Annotated in this window: 19 protein-coding genes; 8 read left to right on the top strand and 11 right to left on the bottom strand. The window is 69.5% G+C overall.

The window, feature by feature from the left end:
• Positions 1-109 precede the first annotated feature (109 nt).
• Positions 110-2,089: a M13 family metallopeptidase gene (locus ACZZZB_RS09530; protein ID WP_229940185.1), complete on the top strand. Its 1,980-nt coding sequence runs from the start codon at positions 110-112 to the stop codon at positions 2,087-2,089.
• Between the two features lie 377 nt (positions 2,090-2,466).
• A complete protein-coding gene (argG, locus tag ACZZZB_RS09525; protein WP_079704472.1) occupies positions 2,467-3,906 on the top strand; it encodes an argininosuccinate synthase in 1,440 nt (479 codons plus the stop codon).
• Positions 3,907-4,278: 372 nt separating this feature from the next.
• Here argG and ACZZZB_RS09520 read toward each other — a convergent pair whose 3' ends face one another.
• Both ACZZZB_RS09520 and ACZZZB_RS09515 read right to left on the bottom strand, forming a co-directional pair.
• Positions 4,279-4,923: an SAM-dependent methyltransferase gene (locus tag ACZZZB_RS09520; protein WP_463529539.1), complete on the bottom strand. Its 645-nt coding sequence runs from the start codon at positions 4,921-4,923 to the stop codon at positions 4,279-4,281.
• A gap of 378 nt (positions 4,924-5,301) precedes the next feature.
• On the bottom strand, positions 5,302-6,846 hold the full coding sequence (locus ACZZZB_RS09515; RefSeq protein ID WP_202938600.1) for a leucyl aminopeptidase: 1,545 nt from the start codon (positions 6,844-6,846) through the stop codon (positions 5,302-5,304).
• A gap of 87 nt (positions 6,847-6,933) precedes the next feature.
• On the opposite strand from ACZZZB_RS09515, the gene ACZZZB_RS09510 reads away from it, so the two are divergent.
• The 3 genes from ACZZZB_RS09510 (at position 6,934) to ACZZZB_RS09500 (ending at position 9,250) form a co-directional block, all read left to right on the top strand.
• Positions 6,934-7,710, top strand: coding sequence for a hypothetical protein (locus tag ACZZZB_RS09510; protein WP_463529538.1), 777 nt, complete (start codon positions 6,934-6,936; stop codon positions 7,708-7,710).
• 15 nt (positions 7,711-7,725) lie between these two features.
• Positions 7,726-8,487, top strand: a complete 762-nt coding sequence (locus ACZZZB_RS09505; RefSeq protein ID WP_192018957.1) for a type IV toxin-antitoxin system AbiEi family antitoxin domain-containing protein — start codon at positions 7,726-7,728, stop codon at positions 8,485-8,487.
• A gap of 79 nt (positions 8,488-8,566) precedes the next feature.
• Complete coding sequence (locus ACZZZB_RS09500) at positions 8,567-9,250, top strand: nucleotidyl transferase AbiEii/AbiGii toxin family protein (RefSeq protein ID WP_463529537.1); 684 nt, start codon at positions 8,567-8,569, stop codon at positions 9,248-9,250.
• 79 nt (positions 9,251-9,329) lie between these two features.
• Here the strand turns inward: ACZZZB_RS09500 and ACZZZB_RS09495 are convergent, their stop codons facing one another.
• From ACZZZB_RS09495 to ACZZZB_RS09470, 6 genes are all read right to left on the bottom strand, one after another.
• Complete coding sequence (locus ACZZZB_RS09495; RefSeq protein WP_463529536.1) at positions 9,330-10,469, bottom strand: Gfo/Idh/MocA family protein; 1,140 nt, start codon at positions 10,467-10,469, stop codon at positions 9,330-9,332.
• A complete protein-coding gene (locus ACZZZB_RS09490) occupies positions 10,466-11,245 on the bottom strand; it encodes a ThuA domain-containing protein (RefSeq protein WP_426738573.1) in 780 nt (259 codons plus the stop codon). Before ACZZZB_RS09490 ends, ACZZZB_RS09495 begins: the two co-directional genes overlap by 4 nt.
• 59 nt (positions 11,246-11,304) lie before the next feature.
• Positions 11,305-12,186: a carbohydrate ABC transporter permease gene (locus ACZZZB_RS09485; protein WP_463529535.1), complete on the bottom strand. Its 882-nt coding sequence runs from the start codon at positions 12,184-12,186 to the stop codon at positions 11,305-11,307.
• 14 nt (positions 12,187-12,200) lie between these two features.
• Positions 12,201-13,199, bottom strand: coding sequence for a carbohydrate ABC transporter permease (locus tag ACZZZB_RS09480; RefSeq protein WP_463529534.1), 999 nt, complete (start codon positions 13,197-13,199; stop codon positions 12,201-12,203).
• Between the two features lie 5 nt (positions 13,200-13,204).
• Positions 13,205-14,464, bottom strand: a complete 1,260-nt coding sequence (locus ACZZZB_RS09475; protein WP_430892727.1) for a sugar ABC transporter substrate-binding protein — start codon at positions 14,462-14,464, stop codon at positions 13,205-13,207.
• Between the two features lie 70 nt (positions 14,465-14,534).
• Entirely contained in the window at positions 14,535-15,764 is a 1,230-nt protein-coding gene (locus tag ACZZZB_RS09470) for a Gfo/Idh/MocA family protein (RefSeq protein ID WP_463529533.1), read from the bottom strand.
• A gap of 183 nt (positions 15,765-15,947) precedes the next feature.
• Here ACZZZB_RS09470 and ACZZZB_RS09465 point away from each other — a divergent pair, with 183 nt between their 5' ends.
• Positions 15,948-16,961, top strand: a complete 1,014-nt coding sequence (locus ACZZZB_RS09465) for a LacI family DNA-binding transcriptional regulator (RefSeq protein ID WP_249404621.1) — start codon at positions 15,948-15,950, stop codon at positions 16,959-16,961.
• Between the two features lie 36 nt (positions 16,962-16,997).
• Here ACZZZB_RS09465 and ACZZZB_RS09460 read toward each other — a convergent pair whose 3' ends face one another.
• Positions 16,998-17,432: a hypothetical protein gene (locus ACZZZB_RS09460; protein WP_463529532.1), complete on the bottom strand. Its 435-nt coding sequence runs from the start codon at positions 17,430-17,432 to the stop codon at positions 16,998-17,000.
• A 92-nt stretch (positions 17,433-17,524) separates the two neighbouring features.
• Positions 17,525-18,829: an alpha/beta hydrolase gene (locus ACZZZB_RS09455; RefSeq protein ID WP_463529531.1), complete on the bottom strand. Its 1,305-nt coding sequence runs from the start codon at positions 18,827-18,829 to the stop codon at positions 17,525-17,527.
• Positions 18,830-19,013: 184 nt separating this feature from the next.
• On the opposite strand from ACZZZB_RS09455, the gene ACZZZB_RS09450 reads away from it, so the two are divergent.
• Positions 19,014-20,405: a glycine--tRNA ligase gene (locus tag ACZZZB_RS09450; RefSeq protein ID WP_137242790.1), complete on the top strand. Its 1,392-nt coding sequence runs from the start codon at positions 19,014-19,016 to the stop codon at positions 20,403-20,405.
• A gap of 96 nt (positions 20,406-20,501) precedes the next feature.
• On the opposite strand, the gene ACZZZB_RS09445 is transcribed toward ACZZZB_RS09450, so the two are convergent.
• Complete coding sequence (locus tag ACZZZB_RS09445) at positions 20,502-21,245, bottom strand: dienelactone hydrolase family protein (protein ID WP_463529530.1); 744 nt, start codon at positions 21,243-21,245, stop codon at positions 20,502-20,504.
• 251 nt (positions 21,246-21,496) lie between these two features.
• On the opposite strand from ACZZZB_RS09445, the gene ACZZZB_RS09440 reads away from it, so the two are divergent.
• A complete protein-coding gene (locus ACZZZB_RS09440; RefSeq protein WP_463529529.1) occupies positions 21,497-26,200 on the top strand; it encodes a type I polyketide synthase in 4,704 nt (1,567 codons plus the stop codon).
• Positions 26,201-26,234 lie beyond the last annotated feature (34 nt).

The following is a 26,234-nucleotide window of genomic DNA, read 5'->3' as shown; positions in this document are numbered from 1 at the left end:
TTCCCCGAAACGCTCGCGACGCTCCTCCACAGGACTCGGTCCAGAGCGGCACGCCCGCTCTGAGAGAACACCCGAGCCGTGGTCAGGTGCCGTCGCTAGGCTGATCCGCATGACTGACGCGCAGCTCGCCTCCGGCATCGACCGCTCCGAACTCGACCCGGCCGTGCGGCCGCAGGACGACCTCTTCCGCCACGTGAACGGCAAGTGGATGGACCGCACCGAGATCCCCGATGACAAAGCTCGCTGGGGATCGTTCCACCAGCTGGCGGAAGACGCCGAGAACGCCGTCCGCGACATCATCGAGGAGTCGCAGACGAACCCCGACGGCGAGGAGGGCGTGAAGATCGGCGCCCTGTACGCCAGCTTCATGGACGTCGACCGGGCCAACGCCCTCGGAGCGACCCCGCTCGCCGACCAGCTCGCCCGCGTCGCAGCGGTCGACTCCATCGAGTCCTTCCTCCGCCTGTCCGGCGAGTTCGAGGCGGAGGGGGTCGGCGGCTTCCTGCAGCTCTTCGTCGACAACGACCCGGGCAACCCCGAGCGCTACCTCGTCTTCGCCGAACAGGGCGGCATCACGCTGCCCGATGAGTCCTACTTCCGTGAAGACACCTTCGCCGAGATCCGCGAGGCCTACCGCGCACACCTCCAGACGATGTTCGAGCTCGCAGGCATCGACGACGCTGCCGCACGTGCCGACCGCGTGTTCGCCCTCGAGACGGCGATCGCGTCCAAGCACTGGGACAACGTCGCCACTCGCGACAGCGAGAAGACGTACAACCTCTACTCGTGGGACGAAGCTGCGGCGCTCGCCGCGGGCGCCGACCTCGACGGCCCGAACCTCGCCGTCTGGCGCGACGCGATCGGCGCCGCCGACGACGTGTTCGCCGAGATCGTCGTCCGCGAGCCGAGCTTCCTCGAGGGCCTCGGTGAGCTCCTCGTCGCCGAGCAGCTCGAGTCCTGGAAGGACTGGCTGGCCTGGAAAGTCGTCCACGGTGCCGCTCCGTACCTCTCCGAGGAGTTCGGTCGCGCCAACTTCGACTTCTACGGCAAGACCCTCACCGGCACGCCGCAGCAGCGCGAGCGCTGGAAGCGCGGCGTCTCGCTCGTCGAGGGCATGCTCGGCGAGGCCGTCGGCCGCATCTACGTCGACCGGCACTTCGGCGCCACGTCGAAGGACGAGATGGACGTCCTCGTCGGCTTCCTCGTCGAGGCGTACCGCGACAGCATCGAGAACCTCGAGTGGATGAGCCCCGAGACCCGCACGCGCGCGCTGGAGAAGCTCGACAAGTTCACGCCGAAGATCGGTTTCCCCGTGAAGTGGCGCGACTACTCGGCGCTGGAGCTCGAGGCCGACGACCTGCTCGGCAACGTCCGTCGTGCGAGCCGGTTCGAGATGGACCGAGAACTGGGCAAGATCGGCAAGCCGCTCGACCGCGACGAGTGGTTCATGACGCCGCAGACGATCAACGCCTACTACAACCCCGGCTTCAACGAGATCGTGTTCCCCGCCGCCATCCTCCAGTACCCGTTCTTCGACGCCGGTCGCGACGCCGCCGCGAACTACGGGGCGATCGGCGCGGTCATCGGTCACGAGATCGGGCACGGCTTCGACGACCAGGGGTCGAAGTTCGACGGCGACGGCCGACTCACCGACTGGTGGACCGAGGCCGACCGCGCGGCGTTCGAGGAGCGCACCGCGTCGCTCATCGAGCAGTACAACGCGCTGGCTCCCGCCCAGGTGCCCGACCACCACGTGAACGGCGCCCTGACGATCGGCGAGAACATCGGCGACCTCGGCGGGCTCGGCATCGCCTGGAAGGCGTACCTGCTGTCGCTCGAGGGCGCGGAGCCGCCGGTCATCGACGGCCTCACCGGCGCGGAGCGGTTCTTCCTCTCCTGGGCGCAGGCCTGGCAGCAGAAGGGACGCGACGCGGAGGTCATCCGTCTGCTGTCGATCGACCCGCACTCGCCGAACGAGTTCCGATGCAACCAGATCGTCCGGAACATCGACGCCTTCTACGAGGCGTTCGGCGTCACCGAATCCGACGCAGCATGGCTCGCCCCCGAGGAGCGCGTCACCATCTGGTAGCCGACCTGCCGGTCCCTGTCCCCTCACCACCCGGTCCCTGAGCTTGTCGAAGGGCAGGGCTTGTCGAAGGGCAGGAACCGCTTGTCGAAGGGTCGGCTCCGCCTGTCGCCCCCTGCCGATGACCCCAGTAGTGGGACATGCGGAAGACCGACAGACGCTGCGAGACTCACTCTGGAGTCGACGAATCGTCATCCCGATGCACTCGTGAAGCTCATGGCGCGAGACCCGAACAGCGCCTGAGCGGACCTGGTCCGATCCGTCCGGTTCACAGCAGCGTCGCCGTCGATATCGCCACAGCCCCAGCCGTCCCCCGGCCTGGGCGAGGCGGTACCGGCGGCGACGTGCTCCACTCCCCGCGAACCCGTAGAATCGCAGGCGTGTCTAAAGTCTTGAGCAGCCTCCCCGTCGGCGAGCGCGTCGGCATCGCCTTCTCCGGAGGTCTCGACACCTCCGTCGCCGTCGCCTGGATGCGCGAGAAGGGTGCCATCCCGTGCACCTACACCGCCGACATCGGCCAGGCGGACGAGCCCAACATCGGCGCCGTCCCCGACCGCGCCAAGGAGTACGGCGCCGAGATCGCGCGCCTCGTCGACGCGAAGTCGGCGCTCGTCGAGGAGGGCCTCGTCGCCCTTCAGTGCGGTGCGTTCCACATCCGCAACGCCGGTAAGACCTACTTCAACACGACGCCGCTCGGTCGCGCCGTGACGGGCACCATGCTCGTCCGCGCGATGAAGGAGGACGGCGTCGACATCTGGGGCGACGGCTCCACCTACAAGGGCAACGACATCGAGCGGTTCTACCGCTACGGCCTGCTCGCCAACCCGCGCCTGCGCATCTACAAGCCGTGGCTCGACGTCGACTTCGTGAACGAGCTCGGTGGCCGCAAGGAGATGAGCGAGTGGCTCGTCGCCCGCGACTTCCCGTACCGCGACTCCACCGAGAAGGCGTACAGCACCGACGCCAACATCTGGGGCGCAACCCACGAGGCGAAGCGCCTCGAGGAGCTCAGCTCCGGCATGGAACTCGTTGAGCCGATCATGGGCGTGCCGTTCTGGCGTGAAGACGTCGCGATCGCCTCCGAGGTCGTCACCGTCACCTTCGAGGCCGGTCGCCCGGTCGCGCTCAACGGCGTCGAGTACGCCGACGCGGTCGCGCTGGTCCTCGAGGCCAACGCCATCGGTGGTCGTCACGGCCTCGGCATGAGCGACCAGATCGAGAACCGCATCATCGAGGCGAAGAGCCGCGGCATCTACGAGGCCCCCGGCATGGCGCTCCTCCACATCGCCTACGAGCGTCTGCTCAACGCGATCCACAACGAGGACACGGTCGCCAACTACCACAACGAGGGTCGCCGACTCGGCCGCCTCATGTACGAGGGCCGCTGGCTCGACCCGCAGTCGCTCATGCTGCGCGAGTCCATCCAGCGCTGGGTCGGCTCCGCCGTCTCCGGCGAGGTCTCCATCCGTCTGCGCCGCGGCGACGACTACACGATCCTCGACACCTCGGGCCCGGGCCTCAGCTACCACCCCGACAAGCTCTCGATGGAGCGCGTCGGTGACGCAGCGTTCGGTCCCGACGACCGCATCGGCCAGCTCACCATGCGCAACCTCGACATCGCGGACTCGCGCTCGCGGCTCGAGCAGTACGCAGCGGCCGGCATCGTCGGCGGCGCGACCGCGGACCTCGTCGGCAAGCTCGAGCAGGGTGAGGCGCAGGAGATCCTCGGCGGCGAACTCCTCGACCCGACCGCAGACGCCCTCGAGCGCGCGACCGACCTCGCTTCCGAGGGCGCCGCGTTCGACTCCGGCACCGACTAGTCGCACCACGTAACGCCGAACGCCCGCCGCACTCCAGGAGTGCGGCGGGCGTTCTGTCGTGGTCCCTCCCGTTCCGTTCTCAGGAGTGCTGCGGTGCGTCGAGCGGGAGCGCTTGCGACGCGCCGGCCGACTCCTGAGTTGGGGACGGCAGGGGTTCACAACTCAGGACCGGTGCGGCGCGTCCCGCCGGACACGCCGGGCGGCCGATGTGACCCGCCGGGCCGTCCTGAGTTGTGAACCGGCCGGGCCTACGCGGGGACGGGTGACTCCGCGTACCGCCCGGGTGTTGCGTTGTCCCTCACTCAGGACTGCTGCGGCGTGTCGGGTGCGACACGCCGGCCGGGCGGCGCGACACGCTGAGACGCTCCTGAGTTAGGGACGGCGGCGGAGGACGAGGACGCTGTCGTCGAGCTCGGCTGGCTCGCCGTCGGGCCCGATCGCGGCGCGCGCGACGAGTCCTGCGGTGACGACCTCCCACTCGGTCGCCTCCAGCTCCAGCGAGGCGTGGACCTCGTCGGGCGTCGGGAAGTGCGCGTGCGCGATGTGCTCGGTCGCCCAGGGCGGCGGACCGGCGTGGCCGACGACGAGGAGCGTGCCGCCGGGAGCGACCGCGGACGCCGCGCGGCGCAGGACCGCCTCGCGCGGGAACTCGACGGGGGAGTGCAGGAAGGTCGCGGTGACGAGGTCGAACGACGCCGACGGTTCCCACTCGACCAGGTCGGCCTGCACCCAGGTGATGCGATCGGCGACCCCCGCCTCGCTCGCGGTCGATGCTCCGAGGGCGAGCGCGCTCGGGGAGATGTCGACGGCGGTCACGGACCACCCCTGCCGGGCGAGCCACACGGCGTCGGCGCCCTCACCGCTGCCGAGTTCGAGCGCGGTGCCGGGCGCCAGCCCGCCCACCTCGCGCTCGAGGGCGGCGTTCGGCTTGCCGCTCCACACCTGGCCGCGGCTGCTGTAGCGGTGCTCCCAGAAGGCGGCGGGATCGGTGATGGCGGGCTCGTGCTCGGAGGTCATGGCATCAGCCTGCCGTGACACCGGCTGCAAACGACCGTTTCTTGCCGGAACGGCAACGGGAGTTGTCACAAGTGTGGCCTTCGACACTTCGACAGGCTCAGTGACCGGGTCACGGATGGGCTGATCCGGTCACTGAGCCTGTCGAAGTGCCCACGCGGCAGCCCTCGACATGCCGGCAGGTCAGGCACGGGTTCGGAACGGGTCCGGTCGCCGCTTTTCGACAGGCTCAGAGACCGGGTTGCGGCTCAGGGACAGGGGCGCTGCTCAGGAGCCGGGTCGCGGCTCAGGGGGCCGGGCGCATCGACGCCGGGCCGGACGCATCGACGCGGGCCCGACGCGGCGCAACTCGGGCATAGCCGAGGTGCGCCGCGTCCGGGGTCAGGCGCGGAAGTTGAGCGCCAGGTCGATCAGGAGGCGCGTGCCGTACCCGGTCGCACCCTTCGACCGCCAGGACTCGTCCGACTCCACGAGCATGGTGCCGGCGATGTCGAGGTGCGCCCACGGGATGTCGCCGACGAACTCCGCGAGGAACAGCGCGGCGAGCGTCGAACCGGCGAACCGGCCGCCGATGTTGGCGAGGTCCGCGACGTCCGAGTCGAGCTGCTTGCGGTAGCTGCGTTCGAGCGGCAGCTGCCACAGCTGCTCGTCGGTGGCCTTCGACGACGCGAGCGTCTGGTCGACGATGCCCTGGTCGGTGCCGTGCACCGCAGCCGTCTTCGTGCCGAGCGCCATGATCGCGGCACCGGTCAGCGTCGCGATGTCGACGATCGCGTCGGGCTCCTCCTCGACGGCGAGGCTCAGGCCGTCGGCGAGGACGAGGCGACCCTCGGCGTCGGTGTTCTTGATCTCCACGGTGGTGCCGTTGCGGAACGTCAGCACGTCGCCGAGCATCGTGGCCGAGCCCGAGGGCATGTTGTCCGTGCACATGAGGAACGCCGTGACGCTGCTCGTGCAGCGCAACTCCTCCAGCGCCGTCATGGCGGACAGGATCGCTCCGGCGCCCGCCATGTCCATCTTCATCGCCGCGTGGGACGGGTCGGACGGCTTGAGCGAGATGCCGCCCGAGTCGTACATGATGCCCTTGCCGACGAGCGCGAGGTGTCCTGCGGCTTCGATCGGCGAGCCGTCGTCGTCCTTCGGGGTGTACCGGAGCTTGATCATGCGCGGTTCCTCGACGCTGCCGGCGTTGACGCCGAGCAGGCCGCCGAGACCGAGCTCGATGAGCGCGTCCTTGTCGAAGACCTCGACGTCGAGCCCGTTGGCGGCGCCCAACGTCTCGGCCACCTCGGCGAGATCGGTCGCCGTGAGGTGTCCGGGAGGCGTGTTCGCGAGATCGCGCGCAAGGTTCGCCGAACGGGCGAGGACCTCGCCACGGTGTGCGCCGGTCGCGGTCTCCGGGAGGTCTTCAGCACCGGCGACGAGGTGGAGCGCGACGAGCGGGGTGCGCTTCGTCTCGCGCTTCAGCTCGGTGTAGCGGTACCGGGCGAGGAGCGCGCCCTCGACGACGAGCTGGCCGGCGGAGGCCGGGTCGAGGTCGAACGATCGCGCCACGTCGAGGCCGATGCTCGCGAAGGAGGATGCCGCCCGGGCGAAGGCCGCAGCGATGTCGCGGAGGGCTGCCGGGGTGCGCTTCTCAGGCGCACCGACGCCGACCGCGATGTACGTCGGGGCGTCCTGGCTGGGGATGATGAGCGTCTGGCCGATCTCGCCGGTGAAGCCGGCGCGGGTCAGTGCCGCGCGGTCGAGTCCGAGCGCGGCGGGGATGTCGTCGGCGGCGCCGTCGGCTGCGGGGGCGACGGCCAGGCCGATCGCTTCGACGCCCTCGGGGAGTTCGATCGCGATGCTCAGCTCGACCGCCTCGGCGTCGAGTGAGGGGGTGCGGGAGAAGGTCGGCGGGATCAGCTTGGTGGGGCGGGATGGCATGCAGCGTCCTTCGTCTCGGAGTCGGGCTGGATCCATCGTATGGGCCTCACCTGGCCGCTGACGCGAGGGGTCTGGCAGGATGCCGGGATGGGTGCATGGGGAACGGCGATCTTCTCGAACGACACGGCGTCGGACATCCGCACCGAGTACCGCGAGTACGTGCAGGACCGGGTGCCGGACGATGAGGCGACGCGACGGACCATCGCGTCGTTCGCCCACCTGGTGGAGCGCGAGGACGGCGAGCTGTGGATCCCGCTCGCGGCCGCGCAGAGCGAGGTCGGCCGACTCGATCCCGACGTGCGGACGCGGGCGCTCGCGGCGATCGATCGCGGTGCCGACCTCGAGTTGTGGGCCGAAGCGGGCCCGGGGGAGGTCGCCAGGCGGACCGCGGCCCTCGACCGCCTCCGCGAGAAGCTCCTCGGCCCGCAGCCTGCACCGAAGCGCCTCCGTCGATCGTGGCGCCACGTGGAGGACGACCTGACGCCGGGTGACGTCCTCGCGTTCACGGCTCCCAACGGACTGACCGCCCTGTTCCGGGTCGCAGGCATCCATCGGTCCCGATACGGCGACTCGCCCGAGCTCGACGTGCTCGACTGGGTGGGCGAGCAGATCCCCGGGCCGGAGACCCTGGCGACGCTGCGAGCGAAGCGCGAGCCGGCGTCGTTCAGCCTGCCGGAGCGTCCGGTCGTCTGGCAGCCGCACCGCTTCCGGAGGACGGACCCCGTGTGGCACGAGGTCGGTTTCGTCCGTGTCGCACGCGTCGAGGGGTGGCCGAACCGGCCGGGCCAGACGCCGGGCCACTCCGGCCTCTGGCGGGTGCTCAACCTGGTCGTGACCCGCGACCTCCTCGACGGCACCTGGTGAGGTGAGGCGGATCGCGTGCACCTCGCCACCGCGTGTGTGGGAAGCACACCGTTTGTGCCATGCGCGACGATTCCTTTCGGTGCACCATCTATACCCATTTTGGGTATACTCAGTGCAGTGAAGACGCATCGAGATGAAGTGGCTGGCGCAGCAGCTCTCGCGCGACGTCCTCTGAGGGTGGCGCGTCCGGCGGATCTCGCTGACGTCTATCGCAATCCCTCGAAGGAGCTGTCGCGGCTCGAGCAGTCCGGCAAGGTGGTTCGGCTTGCGTATGGGTTCTACATCGCGGTGCCCGATGACCGCATCGGCACGGACTGGAGGCCCACGCTCGAGAGTGCCGGTCTGGCGATCGCCACGGCCATGCAGGGCGATCGAGTGCCGGTCCTCATGGGCCTCGGCGCTGCTCGCTTTCATCGAGCCATCCCTCGCGCGGTCGCGGTGACCACGATCGCGATGCCGTCGAAGCGAAATCCCATCCGGTTGTCCGCTGGTGGCGAGGTCGTGTTCGTCGCGCGCGACGTGGACCGATTGGAGGCTCGCCTCGAACGGTTGGATCTCGGGAGCGGGCTCGTCACGACGGTGGAGCAGACCGCGTTCGACCTCCTCATGCGGCCTGGGCTTGGAGGCATGCCCGCAGAAGCTGCAGAGGCGGTGACCAACCTCGCCCCTCGAGTCGATGCGGGTGAACTCCAACGGATCGCGTCACGCCACGGGCGGATGAACGATGCCGTGCGAGCGCTCATCTCGAGGCGGGAGGAGGCCGAGGACGGCAGCTGAACGGACTCCGACCCCCGGCGTCCTCAGTGCAGCCGAGCGCAGGCGAATCGAGGACCAGTTCGGCGTCGAGACCGCGCAGGTGGTCCGAGACCATCTGATCTCCCATGTGCTGGCAGCGCTTTCGGAGACCGTCGCCGACGAAGTGATCTTCTTCGGGGGCACGGCTCTCGCGCGGACCCATCTCCCGTTCCTCCGGCTGAGTGAAGACATCGACCTCATCGCCGTCGGGTCGCGGGCGCAGGTCGGCCGCCGAATCGAACAAGCGGTCCGAGGCTCACTGCAGCGGACCTTCGGTGAGGTGCAGTTCCTTCCAGGATTCGACGCGACTCGCGGTTCCGAACCGGTCGTCCTCAGCGTCGATGCCAGCAGCATCCAGGTGCAGCTCCTCGACCAGGTCGGCTACCCGAAGTGGCCGACGGAACGCCTCGAACTGGTGCAGCGGTACAGTGACGCGCCGCCCGCGTGGCTCACGGTGCCGACCCGTTCGGCGTTCGTGGCGGCGAAGGTCTCCGCCTGGGCCGATCGCAGGGCGCCGCGTGATCTGTACGACCTGTGGGCGCTCCAAGCGCACGGCGCGTTCGACGTCGAGGCGGCACGCCTGTTCGCAACCATCGGGCCGGGTGGGCGACCCAACGCACGGACCTTTGACACGGCACCGGACGGCGTCGAGTGGCAGCGCGCGCTGGCTCACCAGGGCCGTATCGACGTGGACCCGGAAACTGCGCTCACGACCGTCCGAGACGCTTGGTCGCGTCTGAGCTGACCGTACGGCAGCCTCGACCGGCATGTGAGGTGAGGCGGATCGTCGCTCGCGGGGTGCGCGGGCGACGATCCGCCTCACCTCAGCGGGAGGCGACGAGCGCGCCCCGGACGTCGTCGCGCGGCTCGGCCCCGATCGCCTGCGTGTGCGCCTGGGCGAGCACGTCCGCGATGACCACGCGCTCGCCGGACTCGGCGGACCGCACGGCGGCCTCCACCATCGCGAGGCTCAGCACGTTGGCGTGCACCTCACCCGACGGGACACGCCCCGTGCGCAGGGCATCGACGAATTCGACGAGCGAGCCCGCGATCTCCTCCGGTACGTCCGGCTCGAGCTCAGCGGTCTCGACCGCCGACGGAGATCCGCCCTGCGGCGCGAGCTGCCGCTGCGGAGCGGAGTCGCCGTCCCAGACGGCCGTGCCGTGCTCGCCGTTCACCCGCCAGCTGCCGTTCCACGAGGTCTCCACGCCGTCCGCACACCAGCTGCCGCTGTAGGTGTACCGGACGCCTCCGGCAAACTCGAAGACCGCGGTCGCGGCGGCGTCGGCGGAGAACCAGCTCCACCCCGGGTTGTACTCCTCGCAGTACACGGCGATCGGGTCGCTGCCGAGGACGTAGCGGGCGGCGTCGAAGGCATGGATCGCCATGTCGACGAGCAGCACGTGCGCCATCTCCTCGCGGAAGCCGCCGAAGTGCGGTGCCTTGAAGAACTCGGTCGTCGCGGATCCGAGCCGACCGAGCGTGGCGACCTGCTCCCGGAAGGCGGCGATCGATGCGTAGTAGCGACGCGACTGGCTCGTCATGAGCAATTGCCCGCTGGCCTCGGCCGTCGCCGCCAACGAGAGGGCCTGCGCCACCGTCGGTGCGATCGGCTTCTCGCAGAGCACCGGCAACCCGGCGAAGAGCGCCTCGGTGTTCACCGGGTGGTGCGCGGCGGGCACGGTGACGTTGACGACCGCGTCCGCCCCCGTCGCCTCGGCGACGACCGACACGCTGGTGCCGACGACGACACCCTCGGGCCCCGCCCGGAGCCCGGCCTCGGTCACCGCCGACTCGGCGAGGGCCGTGTCGAGGTCGACGACGCCGACGAGTTCCGTGTCCGGGTTCGCGAGGATCGTCCGCAACCAGGCCCGTCCCATCCCGCCCGCACCGACGAGCACGAGCCGGACCGGCCTGGTGGCGTCCGCGAGCGTCGCGAAGCCACCGTCGACAGGAGCACTCATCGCGCGAGCGCCCCTTCGTACCCGCGGCCGTTGTAGAAGTCCTCGGTCTCGTACCGAAGGAGGACCGGCACCGCGCGTTCCGGACGCAGCGTCTGCGCCCAACGGACGCCGTTCGCGAGGACGCGACGGACGTGCTCGTGGTGGTAGACCGGGTAGTCCTGGTCGCCGGGGGAGAAGAAGAAGATCTTGCCGAAGCCGCGCTTGTAGGTCATGCCGGAACGGAAGACCTCGCCACCGGTGAAGGTCGAGAGGAAGACGAGCTCGTCGGGCGCGGGGACGTCGAAGAACTCGCCGTACATCTCCTGCGCCGGGATGATGAACGGGTGCGGGATCCCCTGGGCGATCGGGTGGGTGGGGTCGACGGTCCAGACGATCTCGCGGTCCTCCTCCGACCGCCACCGGAGCGTGCACGAGGTCCCCATGAGCTTGCCGAAGATCTTCGACCAGTGGCCGGAGTGCAGCACGAGCAGGCCCATACCGGCGAGCACGTGCTGGTGCACGCGCTCGACGACCTCGTCGGCGACCTCACCGTGAGCCGCGTGGCCCCACCAGACGAGCACGTCGGTCGCGGCGAGCACCTCCTCGGTGAGCCCGTGCTCCGGTTCGTCGAGCGTGGTCGTGGTCACCACGGCGTCAGAGCCGAGGTGCTCCTCGATGCCCTCCTTGATGGTCGTGTGCATGCCGTCCGGGTAGATGGCGCGGACCTTCTCCTCGATCTGCTCGTGGCGGTTCTCGCCCCAGACGAGGACGCGGATGGGGGTGCTGCTGTCGGACATGGTGGTGCTCCTTCGAGGATGCGTTGCGTGGTCGGAGAGGGTGTCGGAGTGGTCGTCGGTCATTTCACGGCACCGCCCGTCGCACCCGCGGCGATGAACCGCTGGGCGATGACGAGCAGCAGGATCGCGGGCAGGGACGACAGGACGGCGGTCGCCATCACCGCGCTCCAGTTCGAGACCTGCGAGCCGAGGTACTGGTAGATGCCGAGCGTCACTGGCCGGACGTCCTCCGTCGTCGTCAGCGTCAGGGCGAACAGGAAGTCGCTCCAGGAGAAGAGGAAGGCGAACAGGCCGGCGGTGATGAGCACGTTGCGGCTCACCGGGAGGACGATCGAGACGAAGGCCCGCACGTGCCCCGCGCCGTCGACCCGCGCCGCCTCCACGATCGACGGCGGGATGGTCTGCATCGACGCCCGCAGGATGAGGATCGCGAACGGGATGGCGTGCGAGGCGTCGGCGAGGATCAGCCCGGGGATCGAGTTGAGCAGGCCGAGGTCGTTGTACGCCGAGTAGAGGGCGTTCGCGATCACGATGCCCGGGATCATCTGGGCGATCAGGATCACGAGGAGCGCGATGCTGATCCAGCGGAACCGGAACTGTGCGAGGGCGTAGGCCGCTGGGGCCGCGATCGCGAGCGACAGGACGACGGTACCGAGCGAGATGATGAGGCTCGTGACGAGGTGTCCGCCCTGGTCGGCGATCGCCTTCTCATACCCCGCGAAGCTCGGGTTGATCGGGAAGAAGTCGCCCGTGAGCGTGTTGCCCGACGGCTGCAGCGACGCGTTCACCATCCAGTAGACGGGGAAGAGCATGATCGCGAGGATGAGGATGCCGACGACGGTGTAGCCGAGGTGGCGTCGGTCGCCGCGGTGTCGACGCGGGCCGACCGGGGCGAAGCGGCGCGTCTGCCGGCCGCCGGTCACGATGCTGGTCGTGGTCATGAGGGTCCGTGTCCTTACTCGTCGACCGCGCGTCGGTTCACGCGCAGGTAGACGATGGCGAAGAGGAGCGAGATGACGATGAGGATGTTGCTGAAGGCCGCACCGACACCGAACTCGAAGTTGACGAACGACTCCTGGTACGACCGCACCGCGAGGGTCTGGGTAGCGTTCGCCGGCCCGCCGTTCGTGAGGCCGAGGATGATGTCGAGCACCTTGATCGTGTAGACGACGCCGAGCACGAGTACGACGCTGACGACGGGCCTGAGGTTCGGCCAGGTGATGTGACGGAACGCCTTCCAGCCGGTCGCGCCGTCGAGCGCTCCCGCCTCGTAGAGCTCGTCGGGGATGTCCTGGAGGCCGCCGTAGAGGATCGTGACGTTGAACGGGATGCCGATCCAGATGTTGACGAGGACGACCGCGAACAGGGCGACCGACGGGCTCGTCAGCCAGGGGACGCCCGACAGGCCGATGGATCCGAGGGCGGCGTTCAGGACGCCGCTGTCCTGGTCGAGGATCGACCGCCAGGTGGCGCTCGACACGATCAGGGGGAGCAGCCAGGGGAGCAGCAGCATCGCGCGGAGGAACGAGCTCAGGGGGAAGCGTCGCTTGAAGAACACGGCGAGCGCGAGCCCGATCACGAACTGCCCGGCGATCGACCCGATCGTGAACAGCGCCGTGTTGAGCAGCGCCGGTGTGAACAGCTGGGAACTGAACACGGTCACGTAGTTCGCGAACCCGACCCACGGCGCCTCGCCCGTGAAGAACGTCTTCGTCGTGTACTCCTGGAAGCTCATCGTGACGTTCTTGACGACCGGATAGCCGAAGAAGAGCACGATGTAGAGCGCTGCGGGGAGGACGAAGCCGAGCTTGATCAGGTCTTCCCGACGGAAGCGTCGGGACCGGCGGCCGGCCCCGGCGGGGGTGCGCTTGGTCGGCGCGCCCCCGTCGGTGCCGCTGGACCGCTGTCCGGTCTTCCGGTCCTGGAGCGATGCTCCGGCGATGCGACTGCTCATCGGGATCAGCCCGCGGCCGCCTGCTTGAACGCCTCTTCAGGCGTCGCCTGCCCGGTCAGGGCGAGCTGGATGGCGGTGTAGATCTCGGTCGCGGCCTCCGGCCACTCCTCGCCGAGCTCGCCGGTGCGCGAGCGGGCGTTGGCGACCTGCTCCGTGAACGCGGCCATCTCGGGGACCTTCGCGACGTACTGCTCGGCCAGGGCCGTCTTCGTCGGGACGGTGAAGCGGGCCTCCGCGAGGGCGAGCTGGTTCTCGTCACTCGAGATGCACTCGACGAACTTCGCCGCCTTCGCCTGCTTGTCCTTGTCGCCGGTCACGGGGACGGTCCAGACCTCGCCACCGAGCGGGGCGACAGGTGTCTGGCCGGCCTTGTTGACCGGAACCTGCACGCTGCCGTACTTGAGGTTGGTGTCGGCGCTGAGGGCCGGAATCTGCCACGGACCGTTGATCATCATCGCGGCCTTACCGGCCATGAACTGGTCGTTCACGTCGGCCTGCGACCAGTTGATGACGCTCTTCGACGCCGAACCCGAGTCCACGAGGTCGACCTGCAGCTGGAGGGCCTCGGCGACGGCGGGCGTCGTGAGGTCGGCCTCGTCGCCGCCGTTGGTCCACATGAACGGCAGGAACTGCCAGCTGCCCTCGTAGGTGGCGATGGAGCTGAAGGCCAGCCCGTAGGTGTCGCCCTCGGTCAGTGCAGCGGCGGCCGTCTTGAGCTCGTCCCACGTGGTCGGCGGGGTGATGCCCTTCGCCGCGAGGAGGTCCTCGTTGTAGAAGAGGCCGAGGGTGTTGACCGTCGGCGCCAGGCCGTAGACCTCGCCCTCGTAGCTCGCCGCGTCGAGGATGCCCTTCGCGAAGCCCGAGGTGTCGACGCCGTAGTCGCTGAGTGGCGAGAGGCCACCCGTCGCGGCGATCTCCTGGACGTCCGGGTTGTCGAGCATGAGGACGTCGGGCAGCGTTTTGGACGACGACTGCTGGAGCACCTTCTGGATGAGGTCCTTACCGGGGACGGTCTCGCGCTTGATCTTCACGCCGACGTCGTCCGCGCACCGGTCGAGGGCGTCGCCCACGAGGGTCTTGTCGGGTTCGTTGTTGTAGTAGTCGAGGATCGTGAGGGTGCCGGCGTCGCCTCCGGCCGCCGCGCCACCGCCACCGCTGCACGCGGTGAGGGCGAACGGGGTGATCGCGAGGATCGCGAGCGATCCGAGCACATGCGGCCGACGGATGATGCGTGGCCGGGTGTCGCGGGTGGTCGTGGATCTCATGTCATGGCTCCTTTGCCTGGTGAGTGGTGTTCGTGGTGCGGTGGTGATCGTGGTGCGGTGGGTGGTTCGGTCAGTGGTCGAGTGGGATCCAGGCGGCGCCTGCGCCGGCGCTCGCCGAGACCGCGGTGAGCACGCGCTGCACCAGGAGGCCGTCGGCGAAGCCAGGTTCGGGCGCCCGGCCGGCGGCGAGGTCACGGGCGAGGTCGGCGACCTCGTGGACGAAGGTGTGCTCGTAGCCGAGACCGTGTCCGGCCGGCCACCAGGCGTCCGCATACGGGTGGCCGGGTTCGGTGACGAGGATGCGCCGGAAGCCCGCCTCCTCGGCGGGGAGGGTGTGGTCGTGGAACTGCAGCTCGTTCATGCGCTCGAAGTCGAAGACGAGCGATCCGTCGGAACCGTCGACCTCGAGCCGCATCGCGTTCTTGCGACCGGTGGCGAAGCGGGTGGCCTCGAACGTCGCCAGGGCGCCGCCGTCGGTACGCGCGATGAACACGACCGCGTCGTCGACGGTCACCCGCCCGGTGAGGGGTTCCGCCGCGTCGCCATCCTCAGGATCGTCGCCCGCGGTGGCGCTGAGGCCGCTCGACGAGGTGGGGAGCGGCCGCTCGGTGACGAAGGTCGAGGTCAGGGCGCTCACGCCGGTCAGCTCCTGCCCGGTGACGAACCGTGCGAGATCGATGATGTGGGCGCCGAGGTCACCGAGCGCACCGGAGCCGGCCTGGTCGGCGTCGAGCCGCCAGACGAGCGGGAACGTCGGATCCGCGATCCAGTCCTGCAGGTATTGGGCCCGGATGTGACGGATCGTCCCGAGGCGACCGTCGGCGACGAGCCGTCGTGCATAGGCGAGTGCGGGGGTGCGCCGATAGCTGAAGCCGACCATCGCGTGAACGCCGCGCGCCGCAGCTCGCTCGGCCGCGGCGTTCATCCGCTCGGCCTCCTCGAGCGTGTTCGCGAGCGGCTTCTCGCACAGGACGTGGATACCGGCGTCGAGTGCGGCGATCGCGATCTCGGCGTGGAGGTGGCCAGGGGTGCAGACGTCGATCACGTCGATGTCGCCGCGGGTGAGGAGCGCTCGCCAGTCCGTCTCGACGTCGGCGATCCCGAACCGGTCGGCGAACGCGCGGGCGGCGTCGGCATCGCGACCGCTGACGGCGACGAGGTCGACCCCGCGGCCGAGGTCGAAGAAGCGGGGAGCGGTGGTCCAGGCCTGCGCGTGGATCGTGCCCATGAAGCTGTACCCGACGATCGCGACGCGCAGTGGCTGCTCGGACCGGCGGTCCTCCGTGGTCGGTACAGGCATCAGCACGGCTCCTTCGCCGGTCGAGGTCGGATCGCGCAGACCAGAAAGTTAACCGGTTTACTGCGCGCTTCGGGAACCAGCATGCACCGCGTCGCCGGAGTCGTCAAGGAGCAATTTAACCGGTTTACCGAATCGTGATCCGTGAGAGACTGACCGGACAGCACCGCACCTGAACGGGGATCCATGGCAACGATGCGTGACGTCGCGCGACTCGCAGGGGTCTCGGTCGCCACGGTGTCGTTCGTCGTCAACGATTCGAAGCCCGTATCCCCGGCCACCCGACTGCGGGTGGAGTCGGCGATGGTCGAGCTGGACTTCCGCCGGAACGCGGTGGCCCGCGCGCTCGCGAGCCGGCGGACCCGCATCATTGCACTGCTGTTCCCGGTCCTCCAGCATCGACTGTCCGACAACGCGGCCCGCTTCTTCACCGGTGCTGCGGAGGCTGCCGCTGAGCTCGGGTACACCGTCGTCCTCTGGCCGGAGCCGAGCGACCCAGACGCGCTTCGCGAGTTCACCTCCGACGGCCTCATCGACGGCGTCATCCTCATGGAGGTGCGGCTCGACGACCATCGGGTCGACCGTCTGCTCGCGGCCGGGACGCCACTGACGCTCATCGGTCGGACGCGCGACCCCTCCGGTCTCGATTATGTCGACGTCGACTTCGAGGGGATGGTCGAGTTGTCCATCGACCGCTTGCAGGCCCTCGGTCATCGGGAGTTCGCCCTGCTCGAGGAGGTCGAGCGGGCCGATCTCGACGGTTACGGCCCGGTGATCCGCGTGCAGGAGACCTTCCACGCCGTGTGCGCGGCCCGTGGACTCCGCGCTCGGACGCTCCAGTGCACTCCCGATCCGGCCGGTGGTCGCGAGATCGCGGCGGCCCTCCAGGAGGAGGCGCCCGAGGTCACCGCCGTCCTCGTACTCAACGATCGGGCGGCCCTCGGTTTCGTGAGCGAGCTCGGCAGGCGCGGCGTCTCGGTCCCCGACGACCTGTCCGTCGTCCTCGTCGCCTCCACACGAGAGGTGTCGGAAGCGGCCGACCCGGCACTCGCCGTCACGTTGCTGCCCGCCGCCCAACTCGGCCGAATGGGCGTCGAGACCCTCGTCGGCCGTCTCGACGGCACCCTCGGTGAACTGCGTCACGAACTCGTCATGGGCGCCTTCCTCGAGGGCGCGTCCCTCGCGCCGCCGCCCGATTGAGTCATCTCGTCGCGTGCATGGCCCGCGAGCGACCGGTCACTGCACCTCAGGGTGCCGGGAGGACTCCGCCGCTCGGTTCGCGATCGCCCGGTGCCGTGCCTGCCCGATCAGCGATTGGGTGTAAGCGACGCGGTTCATGGTGTCGTGCCGGGCGAAGTCGGTCGAGATCGGGACCTGCTCGGTGTAGGTGTACGGGCCGGCCTGGACGTTCACGGAGACGAACCCCGAGACGCGCCTCTCCTTCGCGAACAGGAACAGCAGGCTGAGGAAGAAGAACCAGATCAACACGATGACCAGCACGATGGCCCACGCCGGGGTGTGGGTGGTCGTCGAGGTCTGATCGCTCGACGTCACGTTGACGTCCGCGAGTGGCCACGTGCCGGCGGGGGTCATGATCACGTCCTCAGTGACCCTGATGTTGCCGATCTGGACGAGGAGGGGCTGTGGCATCGGCAGGAGCTGGGTGGTCATGGGCATCGACCATAACCAATCGGTTCAGATCGCCGCCGAAGTTCTCCACAGCCCACGATGGAGTGGAAGCCGGGTCCCCGTCCCAGTCCCCGTCACGGTCGTTGGAGGCCGATCCGCGGGTAGAGTGCGCGGAGCGTCTGGTTCAGCCCGCCCGTGAGCGAGCTGGCGCCGTGGTCGCCGCCCGGTATCGCGAAGGTCTGGACCTTCCAGCCGGCGGCCGTCGCGGTGGCTGCGGCGCGCCGCATCATGTCGGTGTAGACCGCGTCCGCCGTCCCCGCGGAGAAGAACGCCTCCGTGTCGGCGTACGTCGTCTTCGCCATGATGGTCGCCGGTTTGATCGCGTCGTACGCGTTCTGGTCGCCGTCGAACATCGTGCGCAGACTGTCCGCCGGGAGGCCGGCTCCGGGATACTCCTCACCCGAGACACTGACGACGTTGCCGAAGGTCTGCGGGTACTTGGCTCCGTAGTAGATCGCACAGCTGCCGCCGGCCGAGTACCCGGCCACCGTCCAATCCTTCGGCGACTGGAGGATGTGCAGGTTCGCCTTCGCCCAGGGGAGGACGTCCTGCGTGACGTACGTCTCCACCTTCCCGTACCGCCCGTCGATGCACAGCGGATCCACGGAAGGGTCGCCGAGCTGGTCCACGACGAGCGCGATGGGGGCGAGCCCCTGGTGGTCGGCGGCGATCGCGTCGAGCGCCTCGCCGATCCACTTCGCGTCGGGGTCACCCGGTTGTCCCATCATCATGAGGACGAACGGGAGCGCCGGGGGATCCTTCACGAGCGCGGCGGGTGGGTAGTAGACCTGCGCCGGGCGGGCGTTGAACCCGGAGTTCGTGTTCGGGATCCGGTCGCCCGTGGGAAGCGGGCCGAACCTGCCTGTCTTCGGCAGATCGGCCGGCGGCTTCCACGTCTCGTACAGCGGACGGGCCGGATCGCCGGTGGGCGTGCTCGTCGGCGTCACGAGGGTGATCGGCTTGCGGTTCTGGACGTGGAACATCGACCCGAGGGTGGTCTGGACGCCGTACGCGCCGTTGACGCCCAGCGCCGCGGTCGCGCCGAAGACGAGGATGCACGCGACGGCGATGACGCGCCGCTGCCACGAGACGCGCCAGCAGATCGTGAGGACGGCGAGCGCGATGCCGGCGAAGACGCCGATCAACCAGGGCTCCGCGGAGCGGATCAACGGCCCGCCGAAGAGGTTGAGCACGTCGAAGACCAGCCACACCGTCCCCAGGGCGAGGAGCGCGCCGGCCAGGAGGGCGATGGCGGCGCTCAGGTACCACAGCAACCCGGACCGACGGATGACGAGGTACAGCAGGCCGGCGATGCTGAGCCCGTCGAGCACCCAGACGAGTGGACCGTCGATGACGTCGAGGTTCCACAGCCAGTCCATCGATGCTCCATCCTGCGTACCGCGATGGTTGTCAGGCTAAGCGGCCGCCCCGAGCGGGACAAGGGCCGTTGGGCGTCCTCACGGGCTCGCCCATAGGATTGAGGGGTTCCGGGAGCGGGCGCCAGCCAGGCGTCAGCACCGGAAGGTACCGCCGCGTGGCAAGCGGCACGGAGGATCCACACCCATGGCAGAGCAGTCCCATCTCGAGTCCGTCATCACCCTGGCCCAGCACCGCGGCTTCGTCTTCCCGTCGGGAGACATCTACGGCGGTACGCGGTCTGCGTGGGATTACGGGCCCCTGGGTGTCGAGCTCAAGGAGAACATCAAGCGCCAGTGGTGGAACGCGTTCGTCCGTGGCCGCGGCGACATGGTCGGTCTCGACTCCGCCGTCATCCTGCCCACCCCGGTCTGGGAGGCGTCCGGTCACGTCAAGGTCTTCAGCGACCCGCTCACCGAATCGCTCATCACCCACAAGCGGTACCGTGCCGACCACCTGTTCGAGGCGTACGAGGCCGAGCACGGCCACCCGCCGGAGAACGGCCTCGCCGACATCCCCGACCCCGAGCACCCCTCGAAGATCGGCCAGTGGACCGAGATCCGCCAGATGTCCGGCCTCCTGAAGACCTTCCTCGGCGTCGTCGACGACGAGTCTGGTCTCCACTACCTGCGTCCCGAGACCGCGCAGGGCATCTTCACGAACTTCGCGAACGTGCTGCAGACGGCCCGCAAGAAGCCGCCGTTCGGCATCGGCCAGATCGGCAAGGCGTTCCGCAACGAGATCACGCCCGGTAACTTCATCTTCCGCACCCGCGAGTTCGAGCAGATGGAGATCGAGTTCTTCGTCGAGCCCGGCACGGACGACGAGTGGCAGCAGACCTGGATGGACCTCTGCTGGGCCTGGTTCATCGACCTCGGCATGACGCCCGACAACATCCGTTGGTTCGAGCACCCGCAGGAGAAGCTGGCGCACTACTCGAAGCGCACCGTCGACATCGAGTACAAGTTCGGCTTCGCCGGCAGCGAGTGGGGCGAGCTCATGGGCGTCGCGAACCGCACCGACTACGACCTCAAGGTGCACGCCGAGCAGTCCGGCAAGGACCTCAGCTACTTCGATCAGGCCAAGAACGAGCGGTACATGCCGTACGTCATCGAGCCGTCGTTCGGTCTGACCCGTGCGCTCATGGCCTTCCTCGTCGACGCGTACGAGGAGCAGGAGCTGCCGCCGAACGCCAAGGGCAAGATCGAGAAGCGCACCGTGCTGCACCTCGACCCGCGTCTCGCGCCCGTCAAGGTCGCCGTGCTGCCGCTGTCCCGCAACGAGGCGCTGTCGCCGCTCGCCCGCCAGATCGGCGACGAGCTGCGCGGCTCGTGGAACATCGACTTCGACGACTCGGGTGCGATCGGCCGCCGCTACCGTCGTCAGGACGAGATCGGCACCCCGTACTGCGTGACCGTCGACTTCGACTCGCTCGAGGACAACGCCGTGACGGTCCGCGACCGCGACAGCATGCAGCAGGAGCGTGTCGCCATCGACGAGCTGTACGCCTACCTCGCCACCCGACTCAAGGGCGCGTAGGCCTCCGCTGCTTCACACAAACGCCCGCTCGCCCGTTCTTGGGCGAGCGGGCGTTTCTTCGCCCAAGAATGGGCGAACGGATGCGGATCGCTCGGGCTAGGCGTTGCCGAGTGAGGTGTCGAGGAACGCGAGCGTCTTCACCCAGGCGTCGGCGGCCGCGTCCTCGCGGTACGTGATCGTGTTGGTGTCGTTGAAGAAGGCGTGACCGGCGTCGGGGTAGACGGTCGCGGTGAACTCGACACGCGCGTCCTCCATCGTCGTGGTCAGCTCGGGCAGGCTCTGCATGAGGCCCTCGTCCTGGTCGCCGTAGAACGCGAGGACGGGGCAGGCGATGCTCGTCACGGCCTCGGGCTCCGGCGGGTAGCCGTAGAACGGGACAGCGGCGCGGATGCGGCGGTCGGCCGCGGCGAGCGCGAAGCTGTAGCCACCACCGAAGCAGAAGCCGACGACGGCGACGCGGCCGTCGATCCCCTCCTCGTCGAACAGGGCGTCGACGGCCTTCCCCAGGTACCCGAGCGCCTCCTCGGCGTACTCGGGCGACTTCGAGGCCGAGAGCTTCTCGCGCAGCTTCGGCTGTGCCGCGGTCCTCGTCGCCTCGTCGCTGTTGAAGACGAGGCTCTCCAGCTCCGCACCGATCTCGGGCGTGACGCCGGCGCCACTCAGGATGTCGGGTGCGATGACGAGGTACCCCTCCGCGGCGAACAGGTCGGCGACGTCGGTGATGTGTGGGACGAGGCCCCAGATCTCGTGGATGAGCACGAGCCCGCCGCGGAGCTCGACGCCCTTCGGCGGGTCGGCGCGGTAGGCGGTGAGGCCCTTGGTCAGCGTGATGGTCGTCATATCGCCAGTGTTCCAGCCGACCCTCCGCACCGGCTGGGGGTTGCGCTGCCCCGCGAGTTATCCACAGATCCTGAACGAGCATCCGAACTGATGTTTCAGATGACTACAGTCGAGCTGTGGCGTGCCCACGGGCCGGCTCTCCTCACCGCGAGGTGGCCCCTGGACCTCGACCCACTCCGTTCGGAGTCGTCGACATGCCGACCTGCCCCCTCGTTCCATCCGCGATCAACACCCTCGGAGGTTCTCTCGTCGTGCCCGTTCGACCACTCGCCATTGTCGGCCTGTCCGCCCGCTTCGGTGGCGCGGCAGACGCCCACCAGTACTGGCGCAACATCCTGGCGGCCCGACGCAGCGGGTCCGCCGTCCCCCGCTCGAGATGGGATCACGCCTCCTTCTTCGCGCCGCACGACCCCCGAGCGGTGCATCACGCCTACTCCGACCAGGGGTCCTTCATCGACGGCGTCGAGCAGTTCGCCGCTCGGCACTTCCGCATCCCACCCAGTCGCGCGCACGCGATGGACCCGCAACATCGCCTGCTCCTCGAGGCAGCGCGAGCCGCATGGATCGACGCCGGGTTCGAACGTCGTCGCATCGACCGGTCGTCCATCGGCGTCTTCGTCGGGATGGCTGCGAACGATTACCGCGAACTCTCCTCGCTCCGCATCCGGGCGCAACTCCTCGGCGACGACTCGGTCCACGCGGAACACGCCGGCCCCGACCTCGCGGCGGCGATGGGCGCGCGCGTCGCCGGTGTGCGCCCATTCCACGCGTTCTCGATGCCGGGATGCCTGCCGAACATGGGGCCGGCGCTGGTGAGCAGCACGCTCGACCTCGGCGGCCCGAGCTTCGCGGTCGACGCCGCGTGCTCCAGCAGCCTCGTCGCGCTCCACCAGGCGATCGCCGCCATCCGGTCCGGGCAGTGCTCGGCGGCGCTCGTCGGCGGTGTCAACCTGAGTCTCGTCCCGGATGCGATGGTCGCCTTCTCCCGGATCGGTGCGCTGTCACGGAGCGGCGTGTGCCGACCGTTCGACGGCGATGCCGACGGATTCCTCCTCGGAGAGGGCGTCGGCATGATCGTCGTCAAACCGCTCGAGGCCGCCATCGACGACCACGACGACGTCTACGCGGTCATCCGCGGCTCCGGGGTGTCCAACGACGGCCGGGCCGAAGGGCCGATGACGCCGACGACCGACGGACAGCTGGCAGCGCTCCGCCGGGCCTACGAGGACGCCGCTGCCGACCCCGCCGACCTGGGCGTCGTCGAGGCGCACGGCACGGCCACCCCGGTGGGTGACCGCACCGAGCTGGAATCGCTGGCGGCGTTGCGGCGTCTCGGGGCGTCACCGCACCGCGCCACCACAATCACGGCGGTCAAGGCGCTCGTCGGACACACGATGGCGGCGGCCGGGATCGCCAGCATCGTCAAAGCGGCACTCATGGCGAGGCATCGGGTCGTCCCCGGGCAGCCCCAGCTCCGTTCGACGGCCCACGCCGACGCCCTCCGCGACGGCCGCCTGGAGCTCGCCTCCCGCACCGCCGAACCGGGCGACGACGGTCTGGGGCTGATCGGCGTCAGCTCGTTCGGGTTCGGCGGCACCAATGCGCACGTGGTGCTCGAATCCCCGCCGACGCGAGCGGGTCGAGCTCGCCGACGCGGTGCCGGCGAGCCGGCAACCCGACCGGCCCCGCATCTCCTGGTGTTCTCGGCTGACGACCCCGCGCTGCTCGGCGAACACCTCCGAGCGGTCCTCGCTGTCCTCGAGGCCGCCGACGCACCGTCCATCGCCGGCCTCGCACGGACCCTGAGCTCCCGGTCGCTCGCGAGCACCCGTCTGGCGATCGTGTGCCGCACCGCCGCCGAGCTGATCTCCGGGCTGTCGGCCGCCTTGGAGCAGCTCGCTAGCGGAGCCACCGGGGCGATCTCCGCGGACGTCTGCACCGGGGTCCGTGTCGACGAGGCCGCCCGGCGGATCGCCTTCGTCTTCCCCGGGCAGGGCAGCCAGACACCGCGGATGCAGTCGGACCTCCTCGATCGGTTCCCCGCCTTCCGCACAGCGGCCGAGACCTTGAACGAGCAGGTGCTCGACGAGACCGGGGTCGATGTGCTCGCGGCGCTCGTCGCGGCCGACGCCGACACCCCCTCCGGAATCGACCGTCTCACGTCCACCGAGGTCTGCCAACCCGCGCTCGCGGTGACGGCGATCGCCACCGTGGCGCTGTTGCGCGAGATCGGCGTGGAGCCCGACCTCGTCATCGGGCACAGCGTCGGCGAGCTTCCCGCCATGGCGACGGCGGGCGCGCTCGATGCGCCCGACGCCGTGCGGCTCGCCGCGGTCCGCGGACACCACATGCGGTCGGCTGCGACGCGACCCGGCGACGGCATGACGGCCCTCGGCTGCGACGCCGAGCAGGCCGCAGCGCTCCTCAGCGGCATCGACGACGCGTGGATCGCGGCCGCCAACGATCCCCGGCAGACGGTGGTGAGTGGAACCGGCGAGGCCCTGCGCGCCGTCGCGGAACGGTGCGTCGAGCACGGGGTGTCGACACACCCGCTGCGCGTCGCCACCGGGTTCCACTCGCCCCTGCTCGAGCCGATCCGGCCGGCCCTCGTGGCGGACCTGTCGCGATTCCGACCTCGCGCGCCGCAGGTGCAGCTCGTCTCCACCGTGACGGGCCGCACGGTCGAGACGAGCGAGGAGCTGGGTCGTCAGCTCGAGGAGAACGTCTTCTCCATGGTGCGGTTCCGCGAGGCGATCGAGTCGGCGTCCGCATCCGAGATCGGCGTCTACGTCCAGATCGGTGGGGGTTCGGCGCTGCTCGGGTCCATCCGACGATCCTTGAGCGATGCGCCGGACGTGCACGTCATCCCGAGCAGCGCGTCGGCGCCGGACGACGCGTCGACCTTCCTCCGACTGCTCGGTCGGCTGACGGTGCTGGGCGCCGACCTCGACCTGGCATCGCTCGTCCCACCAGACACCGCGGGTGTGGCGCTGCCGATCGCGCCGCTGCCGACCGAGCCGTACTGGGTCGTCCGACCGGACGCCACCGCCCCGACGACCACACCCCGAGAACTCACATCCGAGCCGCACCGACCACCCTCCCCCGTCGAACAGGATCCCCGCTCCATGCACCACAACCCTCACGACCTGCCGTCCTCCCCCATCGCCGGACGACCGTCGGCAGGACCGCCGATCCAGCCGCGAGCCGCCGACGCCCAGGCCGACCACCTGCCCGGACTGCTCGCCCTCATGAACCGCCAGCTGAGCCTCATCGAGGGTTCCGGGCGGGCCGGACATGCGCCCGCGTCGACGGATCCGTTCCGTTGGTCAACGGAACCCGGCTCGCCGCAGGCGGAGGTGGTCGCACGGATGGGCCTCGCAGCCTCCCGGTCGCATCGTGCGGAATCCGACGCGGTCATCCTCGGCATGGTGTCGCGCATCAGCGGGTTCCCGCTGGACCTGATCCGGCCCGACATGCACCTCGTCGAGCAGCTCGGATTCGATTCGCTGATGATGCGTGAGCTGATCACCCAGCTGCACACGGAGTGGCCATCGCTGCCGACCCCCGCCCAGCTCGGCGAGCGCTTCGCCGGGCGGCCCACGGTGGAGCAGGTGCTGGACGGCGTCGGCTCCCTGCTGCACCCGTTCGCCGAGGAGCCGCAGCACCGGCTTCCGCGGGTCGAGACGGAACCGGTGGCTGCCGCTTCCCCGGCGCCGGCCGACCGCCCGACCCCATGGACCGAGGCCGACGCCCGCATCGAGTGCTTCCCGGAGGCGGTCGCCATGCGGGAACGCCGGCAGCAGACGGACCGCAACCCCTACTTCCTGCTCCATGAGGGGATCATTGACGCGACGACGACGATCGGCGACGCCCAGCTCGTGAGCTTCTCGAGCTACAACTACCTCGGTGTCACCGGCCACCCCGTGGTCGCCGAGACGATCGCCGACGCCGTGGCCCGATACGGCAGCTCGGTGTCCGCCAGTCGGTTCCTGTCCGGTGAGCGCCCGATCCATGCCGAGCTCGAGCAGGAGCTCGCCGACCTCCTCCAGGTGGAGTCGGCGCTCACCCTGGTGAGCGGCCACGCGACGAACGTGAGCGTCATCGGGCACCTGGTGGAACCGGGCGACCTCATCGTCCACGACAGCCTCGCGCACGACAGCATCATCCAGGGGGCGAAACTCTCCGGAGCCACCCGGCGGTCCTTCCCCCACAACGACCTGAACGCGCTCGACGACCTCCTCGGCGCGATCCGCGGCGGGTTCCGCCGAGTCCTCATCGTCGTGGAGGGCGTCTACAGCATGGACGGCGACCTCGTACCGCTCCCGCAGCTCATCGAGCTGAAGAAGCGGCACGGCGCACTGGTGCTCGTCGACGAAGCGCACAGCATCGGAACGGTCGGCGCGAACGGGGGCGGGGTCGGCGAACACTTCGGCGTCGACCGCTCGGACATCGACCTCTGGTGCGGCACGATGTCGAAGTCGCTCGCCGGATGCGGCGGCTACGTCGGTGGCACCGCCGCCGCGATCGACTACCTCAAGTACTCCGTGCCCGGTTTCGTGTACAGCGTCGGCATCACCCCGGCGAACGCGGCCGCGTCGCTCGCCGCCCTCCGGCTCATGCGCGACGAGCCCGAGCGCCTCAGCCGCCTGCGGAAGAACGCCGACCTTTTCCGCGAGACGGCCCGGGCCGCCGGCATCGACATCGGCGACAGCGCCGACTCGCCCGTCGTGCCGTGCATCGTCGGCAGCTCGGAACGGGCACTCGCCCTGGCGACGGCGCTCTTCGACCACGGCTTCAGCGTCAACCCGATCCTGTACCCGGCCGTGCCGGACGACCAGGCGCGGCTCCGCTTCTTCATCACCGCGGAGCACACCGCCGAGCAGATCCAGCGGGTCGTGGACATCACGGCATCCGAACTCAACCGCATCACCCACGACATCGAGGTATCCGCATGACGAACCACTCCAGAACGACACCCAGACGACGGGC

The organism is Plantibacter sp. AC185 (genome assembly GCF_979258065.1).
The sequence above is the reverse complement of the archived record's forward strand: the minus strand, read 5'-3'. Positions and strand labels throughout refer to the sequence as shown.